This is a genomic window from Streptomyces sp. NBC_01257 (assembly GCF_035917255.1).
Classification (GTDB): domain Bacteria; phylum Actinomycetota; class Actinomycetes; order Streptomycetales; family Streptomycetaceae; genus Streptomyces.
In genome coordinates, this window is record NZ_CP108472.1 from 7,055,011 (window position 1) to 7,073,923 (window position 18,913).

An 18,913-nucleotide genomic window follows, 5' to 3' on the forward strand; every position below is an offset into this window, starting at 1 on the left:
CGCCTGCGACAGGGGGTGCGCGTTCGTCTGTCAGATGTCCCGGAAGATCTCGATCTGCGCGCCCACCGAGTTCAGCCGCTCCGCCAGTTCCTCGTAACCGCGGTTGATCACATACACGTTGCGCAGTACGGAGGTCCCCTCGGCCGCCATCATCGCGAGCAGTACCACCACCGCGGGCCGCAGCGCGGGCGGGCACATCATCTCCGCGGCGCGCCACCGGGTGGGGCCCTCGACCAGGACCCGGTGCGGGTCCAGGAGCTGGAGGCGGCCGCCGAGGCGGTTGAGGTCGGTGAGGTAGATGGCGCGGTTGTCGTAGACCCAGTCGTGGATGAGGGTCTGGCCGTGGGCCGAGGCGGCGATGGCCGCGAAGAACGGCACGTTGTCGATGTTGAGGCCCGGGAACGGCATCGGGTGGATCTTGTCGATCGGCGCCTCCAGTTTGGAGGGCCGGACCGTCAGGTCGACCAGCCGGGTGCGGCCGTTGTCAGCGGCGTACTCCGCCGTGCGGGCGCAGTCGACGCCCATCTCCTCCAGGACCGCGAGCTCGATCTCCAGGAACTCGATCGGCACCCGGCGGATCGTCAGCTCCGACTCCGTCACCACGGCGGCGGCGAGCAGGCTCATCGCCTCGACCGGGTCCTCGGAGGGGGAGTAGTCGACGTCCACGTCGATGGTCGGGACCCCGTGCACGGTCAGCGTCGTCGTGCCGACGCCGTCCACCCGTACGCCCAGCGCCTCCAGGAAGAAGCACAGGTCCTGGACCATGTAGTTGGAGGACGCGTTGCGGATGACGGTGGTGCCGTCGTGCCGGGCGGCGGCCAGCAGGGCGTTCTCGGTCACCGTGTCGCCGCGCTCGGTCAGCACGATGGGGCGGCCCGGCGTGACGGAGTGGTCGACCTGGGCGTGGTAGATGCCCTCGGTCGCGGCGATCTCCAGTCCGAAGCGGCGCAGCGCGATCATGTGCGGCTCGATGGTCCGCGTGCCGAGGTCGCAGCCGCCCGCGTACGGCAGCTTGAACCGGTCCATCCGGTGCAGCAGCGGCCCGAGGAACATGATGATCGACCGGGTCCGGCGCGCGGCGTCCGCGTCGATGGCGTCCATGTCGAGGCGGGCAGGCGGGACGATCTCCAGGTCGGTGCCGTCGTTGATCCACCGGGCGCGCACGCCGATGGAGTTCAGCACCTCCAGCAGGCGGTAGACCTCCTCGATCCTGGCCACCCGGCGCAGGACCGTGCGGCCCTTGTTGAGCAGCGAGGCGCAGAGCAGCGCCACGCACGCGTTCTTGCTGGTCTTGACGTCGATGGCGCCGGAGAGCCGGCGTCCGCCGACCACCCGCAGATGCATGGGACCGGCGTATCCGAGCGACACGATCTCGCTGTCGAGTGCTTCACCGATGCGCGCGATCATCTCAAGGCTGATGTTCTGGTTGCCGCGCTCGATGCGGTTCACGGCGCTCTGACTCGTGGCGAGCGCCTCGGCCAGCTGACTCTGTGTCCAGCCCCGGTGCTGACGGGCGTCACGGATGAGCTTGCCGATACGTACGAGGTAGTCATCTGACATGCCGAAAGGTTATCTCAGATATGAGATGGGACCGGTGGTGGGGTAGGGCGTTCGGGTGACGGCTGTGTGCGGAGGTGTGGAGCAACGGTGCGGAGTGGGGAGCGGCCGACTCCAGGGTGCCGTTCCTGTGCCCGGTCGGCATGCGGTGTGCGGCCATCGGCGGCTGACGGCGGCCGGCGTCCGGCGTCTGGCGTCCGGGGTGGAGGGGGAAACGCCTCGACCGGGTGGGCCGCGGGCTCGTAGGGTCCGCGTCATGAAGGTGCTCTCGGTCAACATCGGCCGTCCCCGTCCCAACCCCTGGAAGGGGATCGGCGCGACAGGTATCGACAAGCGGCCCGTCGACGGGCCGGTCGCCGTCACCGCTCCCGGGCCCAAGGGCACCGGCGCGGTCGGGCTCGCGGGCGACCGCGTCTACGACGTCAGGCACCACGGCGGCACCGACCAGGCCGTGTACGCCTATGCCCGCGAGGACCTCGACGTCTGGCAGGGCGAGCTGGGGACGCCGCTCGGCAACGGTGTGTTCGGGGAGAACCTCACGACCCTGGGGCTGGACGTCAGCGGCGCCCTGATCGGCGAACGCTGGCGGATCGGGCCGGACGTCGTCCTGGAGGTCTCCTGTCCGCGGATCCCCTGCGGAACGTTCCAGGGCTGGCTGGAGCGCGACGGGTGGATCAAGCGGTTCACCGCGGCCGCCGTGCCCGGCGCGTATCTGCGTGTCGTCGAACCCGGCGACATCCGGGCGGGTGACCCGGTCGAGATCGTGCACCGGCCCGGTCATGACGTGACCGTCGGGCTCGTCTTCCGGGCCACGACGCTGAACCCCGAGCTGCTGCCACTGCTGCTCCCCGCCGACGCCCTGGAGGAGGGGACCAAGGAGGCGGTCCGCCGCCGGGCCGCCCAGTAGGCGCCGCCACTGCCCGGTCCGCCGCCGGACCGTGTGGCGGAGGGCCTCCGCGCCCCGCCCGCGCACCGGCCGGTGGGGTGGTGGCGGGCGGGGCGGGGCGGCCGGACATGACCCTTCCGCGGCGATGTACTAGAGTTATCTCGACATCGAGATATATGCCGAAGGCGCACAGCGGGCCGCCGCGCGGTAAGGGTTACCTAACTAACCCTTACCTTAGCGGATGGCCGGTTCGCCGAAGGCGGCACCACGCGGCGCCCGCCCGAAGTGAGGCGCGGCGCGGGGTTACGCGCACATTGATGAAGGAGACTGTCGTGTCGGCGAACAGCTTCGACGCCCGCAGCACGCTGCGCGTGGGCGACGAGTCGTACGAGATCTTCAAGCTGGACAAGGTCGAGGGCTCCGCGCGCCTCCCTTACAGCCTGAAGGTGCTGCTGGAGAACCTGCTCCGCACGGAGGACGGCGCGAACATCACCGCCGACCACATCCGGGCGCTCGGTGGCTGGGACTCCCAGGCTCAGCCCAGCCAGGAGATCCAGTTCACGCCGGCCCGCGTGATCATGCAGGACTTCACCGGTGTGCCCTGTGTCGTGGACCTCGCCACCATGCGTGAGGCCGTGAAGGAGCTCGGCGGCGACGCCACGAAGATCAACCCCCTGGCGCCGGCCGAGCTGGTCATCGACCACTCCGTCATCGCCGACAAGTTCGGTACGAAGGAAGCCTTCGGCCAGAACGTCGAGCTGGAGTACGGCCGCAACAAGGAGCGCTACCAGTTCCTGCGCTGGGGCCAGACCGCCTTCGACGAGTTCAAGGTCGTCCCCCCGGGCACCGGCATCGTCCACCAGGTCAACATCGAGCACCTGGCCCGTACGGTCATGGTCCGGGGCGGCCAGGCGTACCCCGACACCCTCGTCGGCACCGACTCGCACACCACCATGGTCAACGGCCTGGGCGTGCTGGGCTGGGGCGTCGGCGGCATCGAGGCCGAGGCCGCGATGCTCGGCCAGCCGGTCTCCATGCTCATCCCGCGCGTCGTCGGCTTCAAGCTGACCGGCGAGCTCCCGGCCGGCACCACCGCCACCGACCTCGTGCTGACCATCACCGAGATGCTCCGCAAGCACGGCGTCGTCGGCAAGTTCGTCGAGTTCTACGGTGAGGGCGTCGCCGCCACCTCCCTCGCGAACCGCGCCACCATCGGCAACATGTCGCCGGAGTTCGGCTCCACCGCCGCGATCTTCCCGATCGACGACGAGACGCTGAAGTACCTGCGTCTGACCGGCCGCGACGCCCAGCAGGTCGCTCTCGTCGAGGCGTACGCCAAGGAGCAGGGCCTCTGGCTCGACCCGGCCGCCGAGCCCGACTTCTCCGAGAAGCTGGAGCTCGACCTCTCCACGGTCGTCCCCTCCATCGCCGGCCCGAAGCGCCCGCAGGACCGCATCGTCCTCGCGAACGCCAAGGCGCAGTTCGCCCAGGACGTGCGCAACTACGTCTCGGACGACGAGGAGGCGGGCAAGGAGTCCTTCCCGGCCTCCGACTCCCCGGCCGCCGCCAACGGCGTCCCGTCGAACCCGGTCACCGTGACCGCCCCCGACGGCACCACGTACGAGCTGGACCACGGCGCCGTCACCGTCGCCGCGATCACCTCCTGCACCAACACCTCGAACCCGTACGTCATGGTCGCCGCGGCGCTCGTGGCGAAGAAGGCCGTGGAGAAGGGCCTGACCCGCAAGCCGTGGGTCAAGACCACCCTCGCCCCGGGCTCGAAGGTCGTCACCGACTACTTCGACAAGGCGGGCCTGACCCCGTACCTCGACAAGGTCGGCTTCAACCTCGTCGGCTACGGCTGCACCACCTGCATCGGCAACTCCGGCCCGCTGCCGGAAGAGGTCTCCAAGGCGGTCAACGACCACGACCTGGCCGTCACCTCGGTGCTCTCCGGCAACCGCAACTTCGAGGGCCGGATCAACCCCGACGTCAAGATGAACTACCTGGCGTCCCCGCCGCTGGTCGTCGCGTACGCCATCGCCGGTTCGATGAAGGTCGACATCACCAAGGACGCCCTCGGCGTCGACCAGGACGGCAAGCCCGTCTTCCTCGCCGACATCTGGCCGTCCGAGGCCGAGGTGAACGACGTCGTCGCCAACTCCATCGGCGAGGACATGTTCAACAAGTCCTACCAGGACGTCTTCGCGGGCGACGCCCAGTGGCAGGCGCTCTCCATCCCGACCGGCAACACCTTCGAGTGGGACGCCGAGTCGACGTACGTCCGTAAGCCCCCTTACTTCGAGGGCATGACGATGGAGACCACCCCGGTCTCCGACATCACGGGCGCCCGCGTCCTCGCCAAGCTGGGCGACTCGGTCACCACCGACCACATCTCCCCGGCCGGTGCGATCAAGGCCGACACCCCGGCCGGCAAGTACCTCACGGAGCACGGCATCGAGCGCCGTGACTTCAACTCCTACGGCTCGCGCCGTGGTAACCACGAGGTCATGATCCGCGGCACGTTCGCCAACATCCGCCTGCGCAACCAGATCGCGCCGGGCACCGAGGGCGGCTACACCCGCGACTTCACCCAGGCTGCGACTGCTGACGCGGCTCCGGTGTCGTTCATCTACGACGCCTCGCAGAACTACCAGGCCGCCGGCACCCCGCTCGTCATCCTGGCGGGCAAGGAGTACGGCTCCGGCTCGTCCCGCGACTGGGCGGCCAAGGGCACCGCGCTCCTGGGCGTCAAGGCCGTCATCGCCGAGTCCTACGAGCGCATCCACCGCTCGAACCTCATCGGCATGGGCGTCCTCCCGCTCCAGTTCCCGGAGGGCCAGACCGCGGAGACCCTCGGCCTCACCGGCGAGGAGACCTTCTCCTTCACCGGCGTGACCGAGCTGAACGACGGCACCACCCCGCGCACGGTCAAGGTCACCACCGACACCGGTGTGGAGTTCGACGGCGTCGTCCGCATCGACACCCCCGGTGAGGCGGACTACTACCGCAACGGCGGCATCCTGCAGTACGTGCTCCGCAGCCTGATCCGCAAGTAGGGATCAGCGGCAGTACGGCGAGAGGGCCGCACCCCCGGCGACGGGGGTGCGGCCCTCTCTCATGATGTGGGGGAGGTGCTACCGGCTCAGAAGAGGAAGCGGTAGCTGTTCCAGCCGCTCGCGCCGATCTTCACGCGGCCGCCGAACGGGGCCGAGGCCTTGCCGGTGCCCTTGTACAGGTACAGCGCACCGGTCTTGTCACGGGCCACGAGGTCGGTACGGCCGTCCTCGGTGATGTCACCCGTGGAGATGAGCTGGTTGTACGTGTTCCAGCCGGAACCGATCTTGGTGCGGGCGGAGAACGGGGCCTTGTAGTTCCCGGTGCCCTTGTAGAGCCACAGGACGCCGGCCGAGTCGCGGGCGACGATGTCGTTCTTGCCGTCACCGCTCAGGTCGCCGTTGCCGGCGATCTGCGAGTACGCGTTCCAGCCGCCACCGACCTTGTAGCGGCTCGTCAGCGAGCCGTTCCCGTAGTTCAGGTAGAGGTAGAGGTTGCCGCCGCTGTCCCGGCCGAGCAGGTCGCCGGCAGCCGCGCCGCCGAGGTTGCCGGGCGAGACCAGCTTGTTGTAGATGTTCCAGCCACTGCCGACCTTGACCGGACTCGAGGCGTCGAACTTCAGGTATCCCAGGTAGCCGCTGGACTCGCGGAACCAGATGCCGTCGGCGTCGCCGCTGCTCTTCTGGGTGTTGGCGACCTGGAGGAGGTTGGACACTCCCTGCCAGCCCGAGCCCTTGAGCTCGCGGGAGGTGATCCCGCCCTTGCCGTTCGAGCGGTACGCGTACGCGGAGCCACCGGAGGTGAGACCGTACAGCGCGAAGTTGGGGGTGACGGCCGCGGCGGCAGCCGTCGCGGCGGAAGGTGCCGCGGCCGGCGAGCCCAGCGAGGGCTGCGGGGAGTCGGCGGCGACGGCGGACGTGCCGGTACCGACGAGTGCGGCGGTGAGTGCCGCGGCTGCCACGCGTGCGGCTATCCGTCTGTGCTTACGGCCAGAGGTTTTGGCCACGAAGTACTCCATGGATCTAGATGAGTTGTGGCCCGCCCATCCCGACAGGATGGGCAGGCCACGGGTTTCATCCGAATCGTGTCATGACTTCGGTTGCGAAACCTTCACTTTTTGATCAGAACATCAGACGGTAGGTGTTCCAGCCACCGGTACCGACCAGGGTCCGCGCCCCGTACGGGGCCGCGGCGTTGCCGGTGCCCTTGTAGAGGTACAGCGCGCCCTTGGCGTCCCGGCCGACGAGGTCGGTCGTGCCGTCCAGGTCGATGTCACCCGGGGCGAAGACGGTGTTGTACGTGTTCCAGCCGCCACCGACCTTGGTGCGGGCCGCGAACGGGGCCTTGTAGTCGCCGGTGCCCTTGTAGAGCCACAGGACGCCGGTCTTGTCGCGGGCGACGATGTCGTTCTTGCCGTCGCCGGACAGGTCGCCGTTGCCGGCGATCTGCGTGTACGCGTTCCAGCCGCCGCCGACCTTGTACCGCTTGGTGACGGTTCCGTCGCCGTAGCCCAGGTACAGGTAGAGGTAGCCGGCCGCGTCGCGGCCCAGGAGGTCGCCCGACTCGGCACCGCCCACGTTGCCCGCCGAGACGAGCGTGTTGTAGATGTTCCAGCCGTGTCCGACGTTCTTGAGGTCGGAGTTGTCGTTGGCGGCGTAGTTGAGCACCCCGGCCGCGTTCGTCTGCCAGCGGCCGTCGGCGACGCTGTCGGCGTCGTTGTCCACGCGGCCGAGGAACTTGACGTCCTTCCAGCCGGTGTCGAGCGGGACGCGGGTCTGCAGGCCGCCCTCACCGTTCGGCGCGTAGTAGTACGAGGCGCCCGCGCTGTCCAGCCCGGCGATGCCGTACATGGGGGCGTCGCCCGGCTCGGCGGCGAACGCGGAGGCGCCGGTGCCGACGAGGGCCGCGGTTATCGCGGCGGCGGCGAGGCGGGTGGCGGCCCTTCCGGGCAGCCGGCCAGAAATCTTGGCCACGTGTGTTCTCCATGGATGGTGGGACGAGGCGTGACGCGCCGCGGGATACGGGGACACGCCACGGAATTGAGGGTGATCCTTTCACGAGTCCCTCACGTGTCCAAGGGTTTGGCGAAATGATGGCACCATGACATCTTCGCCCGGTTATGCGGGTGTTGCGGGGGCCGGAGAGGTCAGGACAGAGGGGCCCGGCAGGGTGCCGGCGGTCGCGGCGGCCCCGCTGTGGTGAGCCGGTGAATACCGTGCAGCTGCGTCATCACGTCCCGCAGCGAACGGCAGTCGCGCGGACCGGGACCCGGCGCCGGCCGCGCCGTGCGGTGCCCGTCCTCCAGGGCGTCCGCCAGCCCGGACAGCGCCGCCGTCACGCGTGCCACGTCACCGGATGCGGGACGCGGCACCCCGTGCTCGACCCGCAGCGCGCACGCGGTAGCCGCGTCCACGACCAGTTCGGCCGCGACCGTCACCGCCGACCAGTCCTGGCGCCGCCCGCCGAACGGCCCCGGCAGTTCCGCCGCGGCCGTCTCCGCCGCCGCCCGCGCCTCGGCGAGCGCCCGGTACGCGGCACCGCGCAGCGCCAGCCCCCGTACGCCGTCCCGCTGCCGGTCCCCGCCCGGCCCGGGCGCGTCCAGCACATGGCGCAGATACCGCTCCGTGCAGCGCAGGGTGACCGCGAACCGGTGCCCGACCCGGACCCGGGGATCGGTCACCAGGGGCAGATGGCCGACGAGCAGCACGATGACGCAGGCCAGGAACGTCTCCAGCAGCCGGGACGCGGCCGCCTCGGTGTCCCCCGCGGTGTGGACGAACGACAGCACCAGCACGGTGATCACCGCGGTCTGGAACGCGAAGTGGCGGGTGGACAGCGGGACCAGGGCCCCGGCCACGACGACCGCCCCGACCACGAGCGGCCGGCCGAGGCCGCCGAGCGCGGCCGTCAGCGCGACGAAGGCGAGGACTCCGGCCACCGTCCCGGCGAAGCGGTTCACCACCCGCGAGAACAGCGGACCCATGTCGGGCTTCACCAGGAAGGCGGCGGTGGCCGGCAGCCAGTACCAGTGGTTCTCGTGCAGCAGCAGCGCGACGGCCGCAGTGACCGACACGCACAGAGCCACGCGCAGCCCGTACTCACGTCCGGCGGGCGTGAACAGGCCCGTGCGGACACCGGGGTTCGTGCCCGGGGTGCGGGGGAGGCGCCGTTCCCGGGGTGCGTGGGCGGCGTACGGAGTCGTCCGGTCGAAGATCACGGCGGCGTCCAGTACCGCCCGGTCGAAGGCAAGCCGTTCGACGGTGTCCGGCCGGGGGCTCGGCAGCGCGCCCGCCGGGCCGCCGGAACGGACCGCCGCGGCCAGCCGCCGGGGTCCATCGGCCACCTCGTCCGGGACGGGCCGGCCCTCCCACAGCAGCGCGATGCTCGCCTCGCAGAGCGCGGCCCCCGCGCCGGACCGTTCGGCGAGGGCGCGGCCGGCCCCGCCCGACCGGCGCGGCCACGGCATGAGCCGCATCAGCCACAGTGCCTCGTCCGCCTGCTGCTGTGCGGCGACGAGACGCCGGCGGGCGGCGGGTGCCCCCGGTCCGCCGAGTGCGCCCAGCGCGTCCGCGAGCGCGTCGAACACCGCCGCGACGGCCTCGCGTTCACCGCTCCACCGGGTCGCGCCCGGTGACCGCGGGGCGCGCAGCAGCAGCCGCAGGACGACCAGCCAGGCCGCCCCGGACAGGAAGCACAGCGCCTTCAACCAGGCCGGTCCCGCCAGCGGCATCCCCATCCCGATCGTGGTGGTGACCAGCAGCTGGAGGGCGGCCGCCGACCAGACGGCGCCCCGGGCACTCAGCGCCCCGGACACCCAGCCGACCAGGAAGAGCACCGGGACCGCCGTCCACCGCCCCGTCGTGTCCGCGACCAGGGCGCCGACGAGCAGCCCCAGCGATCCGGCCGCGGCCGGCAGCCCGATGTGGACGAGACCCTTGCGGCGGGTCCCGGGGCGGTCGTTGACTCCGGCGAGCATCGCCCCGAGTGCGGCGAGGACACCGGGCCCGGCCCGGCCGGACGCGAGACCGGCGGCGAGCAGCGGGCCCGCGCCGAGCGCGCCGCGCACCATCGCCGTCCGGGGCACGGGGGCCCGGCGCAGGCGCAGCACATGGGTGAGCCACGCCGGCGCACGGCGCCGCGATCTAGGGCCTCTCGTTCGGATCATGCCGGGCTCGCGGGGTCCGGTCGAAAGACCCTGGTCCTGTCGTACACCGCCGACCTCCTCGTTCACCGGCCGGACCAGGGGGTCCGGGGGCGGGTGGAGCGGGCAACGGCGGCCGCGTACGGCCAACGTAGCCGGGCGATGTGGCGGGGTGGCTGCGCCGGTGTTTCAGGTGTGTGATCGTTTCGGCGCGTCCCACGGGCGGGGGCCGCGAAACCCCAGGTCGTCGGTGGGTGCGCGCCGATCACGGGACGTCGAGGGCCTACGCTCGAAGGTCTGATGACGATCGAATCCACCTCGCCCGGCGCCAAGGCCGGTACCGAGTCCGTGCGCCGTAACAACCTCGGCCTCGTCCTGCGTGCCGTCCTGGAGGAGGGGGAGGTGACCCGGGCCCGTGCGGCCGCCAGGGTCGGGCTGACCCGGGCCGCCGTCTCCTCCCTCGTCGAGGAACTGCTGGCGCTCGACCTGCTGACCGAGTCCGGCAAGACGTTCAGCGGCAGCGCCGGTCGCCCGGGCACCGTGCTCAAGGTGTCGGAGACCGGCCCGGCCGGGCTCGGCGTCGAGATCAACATCGACTACGTCTCGGTCTGCGCGGTCGGTCTCGGCGGCACCGACCGGGTCCGTGTCACCGAGCACATCGACAACCGGAACACACCCCCGGCCGAGGTCCTCGCCCACGCGGCCCGGCTCACCAACCGGGTCATCACCTCGACCGGTGAGCAGGGACTGCGGGCCGTCGGCGTCGAGCTGGCCCTGCCCGGACTCGTCTCCGGCGGCATGGTCCGCCAGGCGCCCAACCTCGGCTGGTACCGGGTCGCGGCCGAAGGCATCTTCGGCCAGGCGCTCAGCACCCTGCGGCCGGCGGGCCGGGCGCTGGCGGTCAGCTCGGACAACGAGGCCAATCTGGCGGCGCTGGCCGAGCTGTGGTTCGGCGGGCTCGACGGCGCCGACGGCGGCGGTGCCCGGGGGTTCCTCTATCTCACCGGTGAGATCGGCGTCGGCGGCGCGCTGGTCCTCCAGGGGGAACTGCTGCGCGGCGCCCACGGGTTCGCCGGCGAGGTCGGGCATGTGGTCGTCGACCCGCAGGGGCCGCTGTGCGGATGCGGGGCGCGCGGCTGCCTGGAGCAGTACGCGGGCCAGGCGGCGCTGCTGCGGGCCGCCGGCATCGACCCGGCGGCGGGCGTGCGCGGGCTCGGCGAGCTGGAGAAGCGGGCGCGGGCGGGCGACCCGGGGACGCTGGAGGTGCTGCGGGCGGCCGGCGACCGGATGGGGCTGGTGCTGGCCGGGGCGGTCAACCTCTTCGACCTCGACACCGTCGTGCTCGGCGGCATCTACCGGGACCTGATGCCGTGGCTCGCCGGGGCGGCCGAGGCGCAGCTCGCCGACCGGGTGGTGTCGGGCAGGTGGCGCACCGACGGCAGCGGTCTGCGGGCCTCCTCGCTCTCCGGCGACGCGGCACGGGGAGCGGCGGCCCGGGTGGTGCGCGGGGTCCTGGCGGACCCGGCGGCGTACGCGGCGCGCTGACGGCCGGGGGCGCACAAGGCACCGCCCCCGGCCGCCCCGGGCGAGCGGGAGCGAACGGGGGCGGCCGGCGGACCCGGGCTGCTACTTCCGGTGTGCCGCGATCAGTTCCCGGTACCAGCGGTAGCTGTCCTTCGGGGTGCGCTCCTGGGTGTCGTAGTCGACCCGGATGATCCCGAACCGCTTCGCGTACCCGAGCGCCCACTCGAAGTTGTCCAGCAGCGACCAGACGTAGTAGCCGCGCACGTCGACGCCGGCGTCCATCGCCGCCCGCAGCGCCGTCAGGTGCGTACGGAGGTACTCGACGCGGTCCGCGTCGTGGACCGAGCCGTCCGCGTCCACCGAGTCGGACTCCGCCGAGCCGTTCTCCGTGATGTGCACCGGCGGCAGCGCGTCCCCGTAGGTCTGCTTCAGCGCGGTCAGCAGGTCGGTGAAGGACTCCGGCACGACGGGCCAGCCCATCGCCGTCTTGCGGACGCCCCGGTACTCGCCCTCGCTGTAGCGGTTGTCGGTGGCGACCCGCAGCGCCGGATCGGCCTCGCGGTGCGGGGCGGCGGCGACCACGATCGGGCGGTAGTAGTTGATGCCCAGGAAGTCCATCGGCTGGGAGATCAGCTCCAGGTCGCCCTCGCGCCGGAAGTCCTGCGCGGTGATGAGCTCGCCCCAGGTCTCCTCCTCGGTGACCGGGTAGCGGCCCGCGAGGATCGGCTCGGTCCACACCAGGTTGTGCTGGGTGTCCGCGCGGACGACCGCCGCCAGGTCGGCGTCCGACTCGGTTGCGGGGACGTTGCGGTCGAGGTTGAGCGTGATGCCCGCCTCGCGCACGCCCGCGGCGCGCAGCGCGCTCATCGCGTGGCCGTGGCCGACGAGCAGGTGGTGCGCGGCGGCCAGGGCCCCGCGGCCCTCCTTCGCGCCCGGCGCGTGCCGGCCCACGGAGTAGCCGAGGAAGGCGCTGCACCACGGCTCGTTGAGCGTGATCCAGCGCGGCACCCGGTCACCCAGGTGCTCGGCCATGATCGCCGTGTACTCGCCGAAGCGCTCGGCGGTCTCGCGCACCCGCCAGCCGCCCTTGTCCTCCAGGGCCTGCGGCAGGTCCCAGTGGTAGAGCGTGGCGGCGGGCTCGATGCCAGCCGCGAGGAGCTCGTCGACGAGCCGGGAGTAGAAGTCCAGGCCCTTGGGGTTGACCGCCCCGCTGCCGTCCGGCTGGATCCGCGACCAGGCGATCGAGAAGCGGTAGGAGTCCACGCCCAGCTCACGCAGCAGGGCCACGTCCTCGGGGTAGCGGTGGTAGTGGTCGCAGGCCACGTCACCCGTGTCACCGCCGTCGGTCTTCCCGGGCGTGTGGCTGTAGACGTCCCAGATCGACGGGCCGCGGTCGTCCTCCCGCGCGGCGCCCTCGATCTGGTACGAGGCCGTGGCCGCGCCGAAGACGAAGCCGGGCGGGAACACGGGGAACTCACTCATGGGAACGCAGTCCTTACTTGACCGAGCCGCCGGTGATCCCGGCGGCGATGTACTTCTGGGAGAGGACGAGCAGGACCGCCGCGGGGATCGCGGACAGCACGGACGCGGCCATCACCGAGCCCCAGTCGCCGACGTGGGCACCGATGTACTGGTAGATGCCCAGGGTGATCGGCTTGACGTCGTCCGTGGTGTTCAGCGTCAGCGCGAACATGAAGTCGCTCCACGCGTACAGGAACGAGAACAGTCCGGCGGTGATCAGGGAGTTGCGGCTCATCGGGAGCACGACCTGCACGAACGTACGGAAGCGTCCGGCGCCGTCCACCTCGGCGGCCTCGATGACCTCGTGCGGGATCGACACCATGAACGAGCGCATCAGCACGATGGCGAACGGGATGCCCAGCGAGGCGTCCGCGAGCATCAGGCCGAAGTAGGAGTTGACCAGGCCGAGGTCCACGTACGCGCTGTACAGGGCGTTCGCGATGACGATGCCCGGCACCATCTGCGTGATGAGCGTGCCGAAGACGATCGTCCTGCTGCCGCGCAGCTTGAACTGCGCCAGGCCGTACGCCGCCGGGGCGGAGACCGCCAGACAGATGGCCACGGCGCCGAGTGCCACGGCCAGCGAGGTCAGCAGATTGCCGCCCTGCTCGGTCAGGGCCGAGGTGAAGCCGGAGAAGTCCAGGCCCGTGGGGACCGGGCCGACGTCGACCAGGCTCGCGTCCGGCTGCAGCGCGGTGTTGATCATCCAGTACAGCGGGAACAGCATCACCGCGAGGACGGCGAGGCCGAAGACGGTCGCACCCCAGCGGCGCTTCGGCCGGTGGCGGGCGGGAGCCGGGGCGGCGGGGATCTGGGTGGTGGTCGCCATGCCGGTCACTTCCCCTCGTTGCGGTTGACCCGCAGGTAGAACACCGCGAAGACGGCGGAGATCAGGATCAGGATGTTGCCGACCACGGCACCGGCCCCGAAGTCCATCTGGACGAAGGAGTTCTGGTACGTGAGCGTGCCGAGCGTCTGGGTCGAGTCGGCCGGTCCGCCGTCGGTGAGGGCGAGGACCAGGTCGAGGATCTTGACCGTCGACATGAAGCCGAGCACCAGCACCACGGTGATGACGGGCTTGAGCATCGGCAGGGTGACCGAGCGGAACGTGCGCCAGGCGGACGCGCCGTCGAGCGAGGCGGCCTCGTGCAGCTCCTTGGGGACCTCCTGGAGGCCGCCGTAGAGGATCACCATGTTGAACGGGATACCGATCCAGATGTTCACCAGGATCACCGAGATCAGCGCCATGCTGGTGCTCGTCAGCCACGGCGTGTCACCGGGGAGGCCGACCGTGCCCAGGAAGGAGTTGAGGACGCCGGTGTCCTGGTCGAAGATGCGCCGCCACACGATGCCGGAGACGACCATCGGGACCAGCCACGGCAGCAGGATCAGCGAGCGCAGGATCCCGTTGAGCGGGAAGCGGCGGGTGAAGAAGACGGCGAGGGCCAGACCGATGCAGAACTGGCCGACGAGCGATCCGACCGTGAACAGGATCGTCTGCCACAGGGCCTTGCCGAACAGTCCGTCCTCGAAGACGTTGGTCCAGTTGTCCAGACCGTTGAACGGGGCCTTGCCGGTGAAGAAGGTGGACGGCGAGTAGTCCTGGAAGCTCATCACGATGTTGCGGACGAGCGGGTAGCCGAAGAACAGCGCCATGAAGATCACGGCGGGGGCGATGAAGCCCCACTGGGCGAGCGACCGGCGCCGCTTGGCGCTCCGCGGGTTCACCGGCTTCTTGGCCGCACCGGCCGTCGAGGCCTTCGGGTCGGCCGGCAGCGCGGCGGCCGAGGCAGTGGTGGATGACATGGTTCGTTACCTCAGTTCCCGCTCGTGACCTGCTGCTGGGCACGCTTCAGAGCGGCCTCGCTGGACTCGCCGGTGAGCGCGGACTGGAAGGCGCTCTGCAGGGCCAGCGACACGGACGACCACTGCGCGCCGAGCTTGGCGGTACGCGAACGGGCCGTGGCGACCTGGTCGGCGAGGGCGCTCAGCTCCGGCACCTTGGTGCGCCAGACGGCGGCGGCCTTCGCGTTGGCCGGAACCATCCAGCTGTTGAGCGCGTAGGTGATCTCCTCCTGCTCGCCCGACATACAGCCGATGATCTTCGCGGACATCTTCTCGCGCTCGCTGTCACCGGTGTTGGGCACGGTCAGCACCCCGCCGCCCAGCGGACCCACCGAGTCGTCCCCGGCCCCGGGGACAGGGATCTGGGCGATGCCCCAGTTCAGCCCCTTCTTCGAGTTCAGGGTCTCGACCTGCCACGGGCCGTTGATCATCATGGCCGCGTTGCCGGCCATGAACTGGTCGTTCACGTCGGCCTGGGTCCAGTTGACCGTCGACTTGGACAGCGAGCCGTCCTTGAGGAGGCCCTTCCAGTAGTCCAGCGCCCCGGCCACCTGCGGGCTGTCGAGCTTCGTCTCGTCGCCGCCGTTGGACCACATGAACGGGGTGAACTGGAAGACGCCGTCCTCCGCGCCGCCCGCGCTGAGCGCGAGACCGTACCGCTTGCCCTGCGTGAGCTTCTTCGCGGTCGCCTGCATCTCGGCCCAGGTGGTGGGCACCTCGAGGCCGGCCTTGTCGAGGGTGTCCTTGTTGTAGAACAGCGCGAGGGTGTTCACGGTGCGCGCCGCCCCGTAGTACTTCCCGTCGTACGAGCCGAAGTTGACGATCCCCTCGGGGATGTCCTCCGTCGTCAGACCGAGGTCCTTCAGCGGGATCAGCCCGCCCGCCTCGGCGAACGTCGGCATCTCCGATGCGTCCAGCTGGAGCACGTCGGGCAGCGACTTCGAGGACGCCATCCGCAGGGCCTTCGTCATCACCTGCGCGGCCGGCACGCTCTGCTGCTCGATCTTCACCCCGAGCTGCTTGCTGCACCGGGCCAGCGTCTGGGCGTCCCAGCGGTGGTAGGACTCGTCGGTCGACGAGTTCATGACGGTGTACACGTCGGGGTCCCGCTGCTGGCCGCAGCCGGCCAGGACGACGCCGCCGACCAGTGCGGAGACGACGGTGAGCGGGACGATGACCCGCCGGTGACGACGGCGGCGCGGGAGGCGCGGGCCGTGCGGAGAAGGTGCTGTCACGATGGTGCCCTTGCGTGAGAGGGGTGCCGGCCCGGCGGGACCACTGTGTCCCGGCGGGATGAATCCATCCGCCCGGGCACGGGTCCGGCCGGCCCGTGCCCGGGATGCGGGGTGTCCCGCGGAACTCCGCGGGACACCCCGTGAGTGTCAGCCGACGCCGAGCAGGTGCTCCATGGCGAGCTGGTCGAGCGCCTCGAACGCCATCGAGCGCTGGGCCGCGCCGTCCACGTCGAACTCCTCGTACGCGGAACGGTCCGCGAGCAGCGCCTTGACGCCGTCGGCCGCGGTGGGCTGCGCCAGCTCGTCCAGACGGGAGGCGGCCAGCGCCTCCTTGACGGCCGGGTCGGCGCGGAACGCCAGCGCGCGCTCCTTGAGGATCAGGTAGTTGCGCATGCAGTTCTTCGCGGACTCCCAGACCCCGTCGATGCCGTCGGTGCGCACCGGCTTGAAGTCGAAGTGCAGCGGGCCCGTGTAGTCCGAGCTCTCCAGCAGGTCGACGAGCCAGAAGGCCTGGCGCAGGTCGCCGGCGCCGAAGCGGAGGTCCTGGTCGTACTTGATGCCGGACTGGCCGTTGAGGTCGATGTGGAAGAGCTTGCCCGCCCACAGCGCCTGCGCGATGCCGTGCGCGAAGTTCAGCCCGGCCATCTGCTCGTGGCCGACCTCGGGGTTCACGCCGTACATCTCCGGGCGCTCCAGGCGCTCGATGAACGCCAGGGCGTGGCCGACGGTGGGGAGCAGGATGTCGCCGCGCGGCTCGTTCGGCTTGGGCTCGATCGCGAACCTCAGGTCGTAGCCCTGGTCCACGACGTACTCGCCGAGCAGGTCGAACGCTTCCTTCATCCGGTCCAGCGCGACCCGCACGTCCTTGGCCCCGCCGGACTCGGCGCCCTCGCGGCCGCCCCAGGCGACATACGTCTCGGCGCCCAGCTCGACGGCGAGGTCGATGTTGCGGATGACCTTGCGCAGCGCGAAGCGGCGGACGTCGCGGTCGTTGGAGGTGAAGCCGCCGTCCTTGAAGACGGGGTGCGTGAAGAGGTTCGTGGTGGCCATGGGGACCTTGAGACCGGTGCGGTCCAGGGCGCCCTTGAAGCGCGCGATGATCGCGGCGCGCTCGCTGTCCGAGGACCCGAACGGAATCAGGTCGTCGTCGTGGAACGTGACCCCGTGCGCGCCGAGCTCGGCCAGGCGCTCGACGGACTCGACCGGGTCCAGGGCGGGGCGGGTGGCGTCACCGAAGGGGTCGTTGCCTCGCCAGCCGACGGTCCAGAGCCCGAAGGTGAACCTGTCGGCGGGGGTGGGGGTGAAGCGGTTCGACATTCTGCTGCCTCTTGTCGACATGGCCCGGGCGGCTGCTCTGCCGTCCGACCGATTTGTTTGCTCGCAGTACTAATACGGCATCTCGACGTTCGTTTCTAGACCATCTCGGTGACACATGCGTCACATAGGGACAACATGGGAGTCGTCCGAGGCTGCTTGCGCCCCTGTCGGGGCGGGGTGCAGGCCTGTTTTCGGGGCTGTCGAAGCGCTTCGAAAAAGATTTGTTTTGTGTACGATCAAAACCGGGACTCACAGGAACGAGGTACGACATGCCGTCGCGACCAGCCAGGAATCCGGCCACCGCACCGGTATCGGCCGTCATCGGCGTGGACAGCTCCACCCAGTCCACCAAGGCCGTCGTCGTCGACGCCGCGACCGGCCGGCTGCTCGCCGTGGGCCGCGCCCCGCACACCGTGACCGGCCGGGGCGGCGCCCGCGAGAGCGACCCCGGGCAGTGGTGGCAGGCGCTGTGCACCGCCGTCGCCGCCGCCCTCGCCGAATCGGGTCTGGACCCGGCCGCCGTCACCGGCATCGCCGTGGCCGGCCAGCAGCACGGACTGGTCACGCTGGACGCCGACGGCGACCCCGTGCGCCCCGCCCTCCTGTGGAACGACACCCGCTCCGCCCCGCAGGCCGCCGCCCTCACCGCCGCGCTCGGCCGGGACGCCTGGCTGGAGCGCACCGGATCGGTGCCGGTCGCCTCCATGACCGCCGCCAAGTGGATGTGGCTGCGCGAGAACGAACCGGCCGCCGCCGCCGCGACCGCCGCCGTCCGCCTCCCGCACGACTTCCTCACCGAGCGGCTGAGCGGCGCCGCCGTCACCGACCCCGGCGACGCGTCCGGCACCTGCTGGTACGACCCCGCCACCCACGCGTACGACCCCGAACTGCTGGCCCTCACCGGCATGCGCACGGACCTGCTGTCCACGGTCGCCGCCACCGGCGCCACCGTCGCCGGACACCTCACCGCCCTGGCCGCCGCCGCCCTCGGCCTGCCCGAAGGCATCCCGGTCGCCGCCGGAACCGGCGACAACATGGCCGCCGCGGTCGGCCTGGGGCTCGGCGCGGAAGGCCTCCTGGACCACCCCGTGGTCAGCCTCGGCACCTCGGGCACCGTCTTCGCCGCGACCCGCAACCGCCCGCACTCCGCACTCCTCGCCGGATTCGCCGCGGCCGACGGCACCCGCCTCCCGCTGGGCTGCACCCTGAACTGCACCCTTGCCGTGGACAAGGTCGCCGCACTCCTCGGCCTGGACCGCGAGGACGCCGCACCCGGCGGCGAGGCCGTGCTGCTGCCCTTCCTGGACGGCGAGCGCACCCCTGACCTCCCGGCCGCCTCGGGCCTCCTGCACGGGCTGCGGCACGACACGACCCGGCAGCAGCTCCTCGGCGCCGCGTACGAGGGCGCGGTCGTCGCCGTCCTGCGTGCCCTGGACGAGCTGCCGCTCGACGCGCCGGACGCGCCGCTGCGGCTGATCGGCGGGGGAGCGCGCGGCACGATGTGGGTGGAGACCGTGCGCCGGCTGTCCGGCCGCCCGGTGATCCTCCCGGACTCCGCCGAACTGGTCGCGCTGGGCGCGGCCGCCCTCGCCGCGGGCGCCGCCACCGGCCGCGACCCGGTGGCGCTGGCCACGGAGTGGGGCACCGGCGGGGGCCGCGAACTGCCCGCCGTGCCCCGGGACACGGCCACCTGGGACCGGGTGACGTCGGTCCTCGACCGCGCGACGCCCGCCCTCCTGACTCCGCCCTCCTGACCCCGCCCTCCTGACCCCGCACCCGTGACGGCGCTCTCCCGGCGACGTACCCCGAACACCTCCCGTACCACCGGCT

At 71.2% G+C, this 18,913-nt stretch carries 13 protein-coding genes; 4 read left to right on the top strand and 9 right to left on the bottom strand.

Annotated features, from left to right (window positions below; translation table 11 throughout):
* Positions 1 to 30: 30 nt before the first annotated feature.
* On the bottom strand, positions 31 to 1,560 hold the full coding sequence (locus OG408_RS30815) for a helix-turn-helix domain-containing protein (protein ID WP_266784036.1): 1,530 nt from the start codon (positions 1,558 to 1,560) through the stop codon (positions 31 to 33).
* Positions 1,561 to 1,813: 253 nt separating this feature from the next.
* Here OG408_RS30815 and OG408_RS30820 point away from each other — a divergent pair, with 253 nt between their 5' ends.
* Positions 1,814 to 2,464 carry an MOSC domain-containing protein gene (locus tag OG408_RS30820; RefSeq protein ID WP_285571517.1) on the top strand — a complete coding sequence of 217 codons (651 nt, stop codon included), beginning with the start codon at positions 1,814 to 1,816 and terminating at the stop codon, positions 2,462 to 2,464.
* A 311-nt stretch (positions 2,465 to 2,775) separates the two neighbouring features.
* Positions 2,776 to 5,502 carry an aconitate hydratase AcnA gene (gene acnA, locus OG408_RS30825; protein WP_285571520.1) on the top strand — a complete coding sequence of 909 codons (2,727 nt, stop codon included), beginning with the start codon at positions 2,776 to 2,778 and terminating at the stop codon, positions 5,500 to 5,502.
* 86 nt (positions 5,503 to 5,588) lie between these two features.
* On the opposite strand, the gene OG408_RS30830 is transcribed toward acnA, so the two are convergent.
* From OG408_RS30830 to OG408_RS30840, 3 genes are all read right to left on the bottom strand, one after another.
* The gene (locus OG408_RS30830; RefSeq protein WP_326673131.1) at positions 5,589 to 6,518 is read right to left on the bottom strand and encodes a VCBS repeat-containing protein; all 930 of its coding nucleotides are present in this window, start codon (positions 6,516 to 6,518) and stop codon (positions 5,589 to 5,591) included.
* Positions 6,519 to 6,621: 103 nt separating this feature from the next.
* Positions 6,622 to 7,473 (bottom strand): FG-GAP repeat domain-containing protein, encoded by an 852-nt coding sequence (locus OG408_RS30835; RefSeq protein ID WP_326673132.1) that lies wholly within the window; start codon positions 7,471 to 7,473, stop codon positions 6,622 to 6,624.
* A 173-nt stretch (positions 7,474 to 7,646) separates the two neighbouring features.
* On the bottom strand, positions 7,647 to 9,608 hold the full coding sequence (locus OG408_RS30840; protein ID WP_266784046.1) for an FUSC family protein: 1,962 nt from the start codon (positions 9,606 to 9,608) through the stop codon (positions 7,647 to 7,649).
* 333 nt (positions 9,609 to 9,941) lie between these two features.
* Between OG408_RS30840 and OG408_RS30845 the strand changes: the two genes are divergently transcribed.
* On the top strand, positions 9,942 to 11,186 hold the full coding sequence (locus OG408_RS30845; protein WP_266784048.1) for an ROK family transcriptional regulator: 1,245 nt from the start codon (positions 9,942 to 9,944) through the stop codon (positions 11,184 to 11,186).
* An 81-nt stretch (positions 11,187 to 11,267) separates the two neighbouring features.
* Here the strand turns inward: OG408_RS30845 and OG408_RS30850 are convergent, their stop codons facing one another.
* The 5 genes from OG408_RS30850 to xylA all read right to left on the bottom strand — a co-directional run bounded on the left by OG408_RS30850 (position 11,268) and on the right by xylA (position 17,083).
* The gene (locus OG408_RS30850) at positions 11,268 to 12,647 is read right to left on the bottom strand and encodes a GH1 family beta-glucosidase (protein ID WP_266784050.1); all 1,380 of its coding nucleotides are present in this window, start codon (positions 12,645 to 12,647) and stop codon (positions 11,268 to 11,270) included.
* 13 nt (positions 12,648 to 12,660) lie between these two features.
* On the bottom strand, positions 12,661 to 13,515 hold the full coding sequence (locus tag OG408_RS30855; protein ID WP_266784052.1) for a carbohydrate ABC transporter permease: 855 nt from the start codon (positions 13,513 to 13,515) through the stop codon (positions 12,661 to 12,663).
* Positions 13,516 to 13,520: 5 nt separating this feature from the next.
* Positions 13,521 to 14,492 carry a carbohydrate ABC transporter permease gene (locus OG408_RS30860; protein ID WP_326673134.1) on the bottom strand — a complete coding sequence of 324 codons (972 nt, stop codon included), beginning with the start codon at positions 14,490 to 14,492 and terminating at the stop codon, positions 13,521 to 13,523.
* An 11-nt stretch (positions 14,493 to 14,503) separates the two neighbouring features.
* Positions 14,504 to 15,766, bottom strand: a complete 1,263-nt coding sequence (locus OG408_RS30865; protein WP_405405928.1) for an ABC transporter substrate-binding protein — start codon at positions 15,764 to 15,766, stop codon at positions 14,504 to 14,506.
* 147 nt (positions 15,767 to 15,913) lie between these two features.
* Positions 15,914 to 17,083 carry a xylose isomerase gene (gene xylA, locus OG408_RS30870; RefSeq protein ID WP_285566209.1) on the bottom strand — a complete coding sequence of 390 codons (1,170 nt, stop codon included), beginning with the start codon at positions 17,081 to 17,083 and terminating at the stop codon, positions 15,914 to 15,916.
* Between the two features lie 269 nt (positions 17,084 to 17,352).
* Between xylA and xylB the strand changes: the two genes are divergently transcribed.
* Positions 17,353 to 18,837, top strand: coding sequence for a xylulokinase (gene xylB / locus OG408_RS30875; protein WP_326673137.1), 1,485 nt, complete (start codon positions 17,353 to 17,355; stop codon positions 18,835 to 18,837).
* Positions 18,838 to 18,913 lie beyond the last annotated feature (76 nt).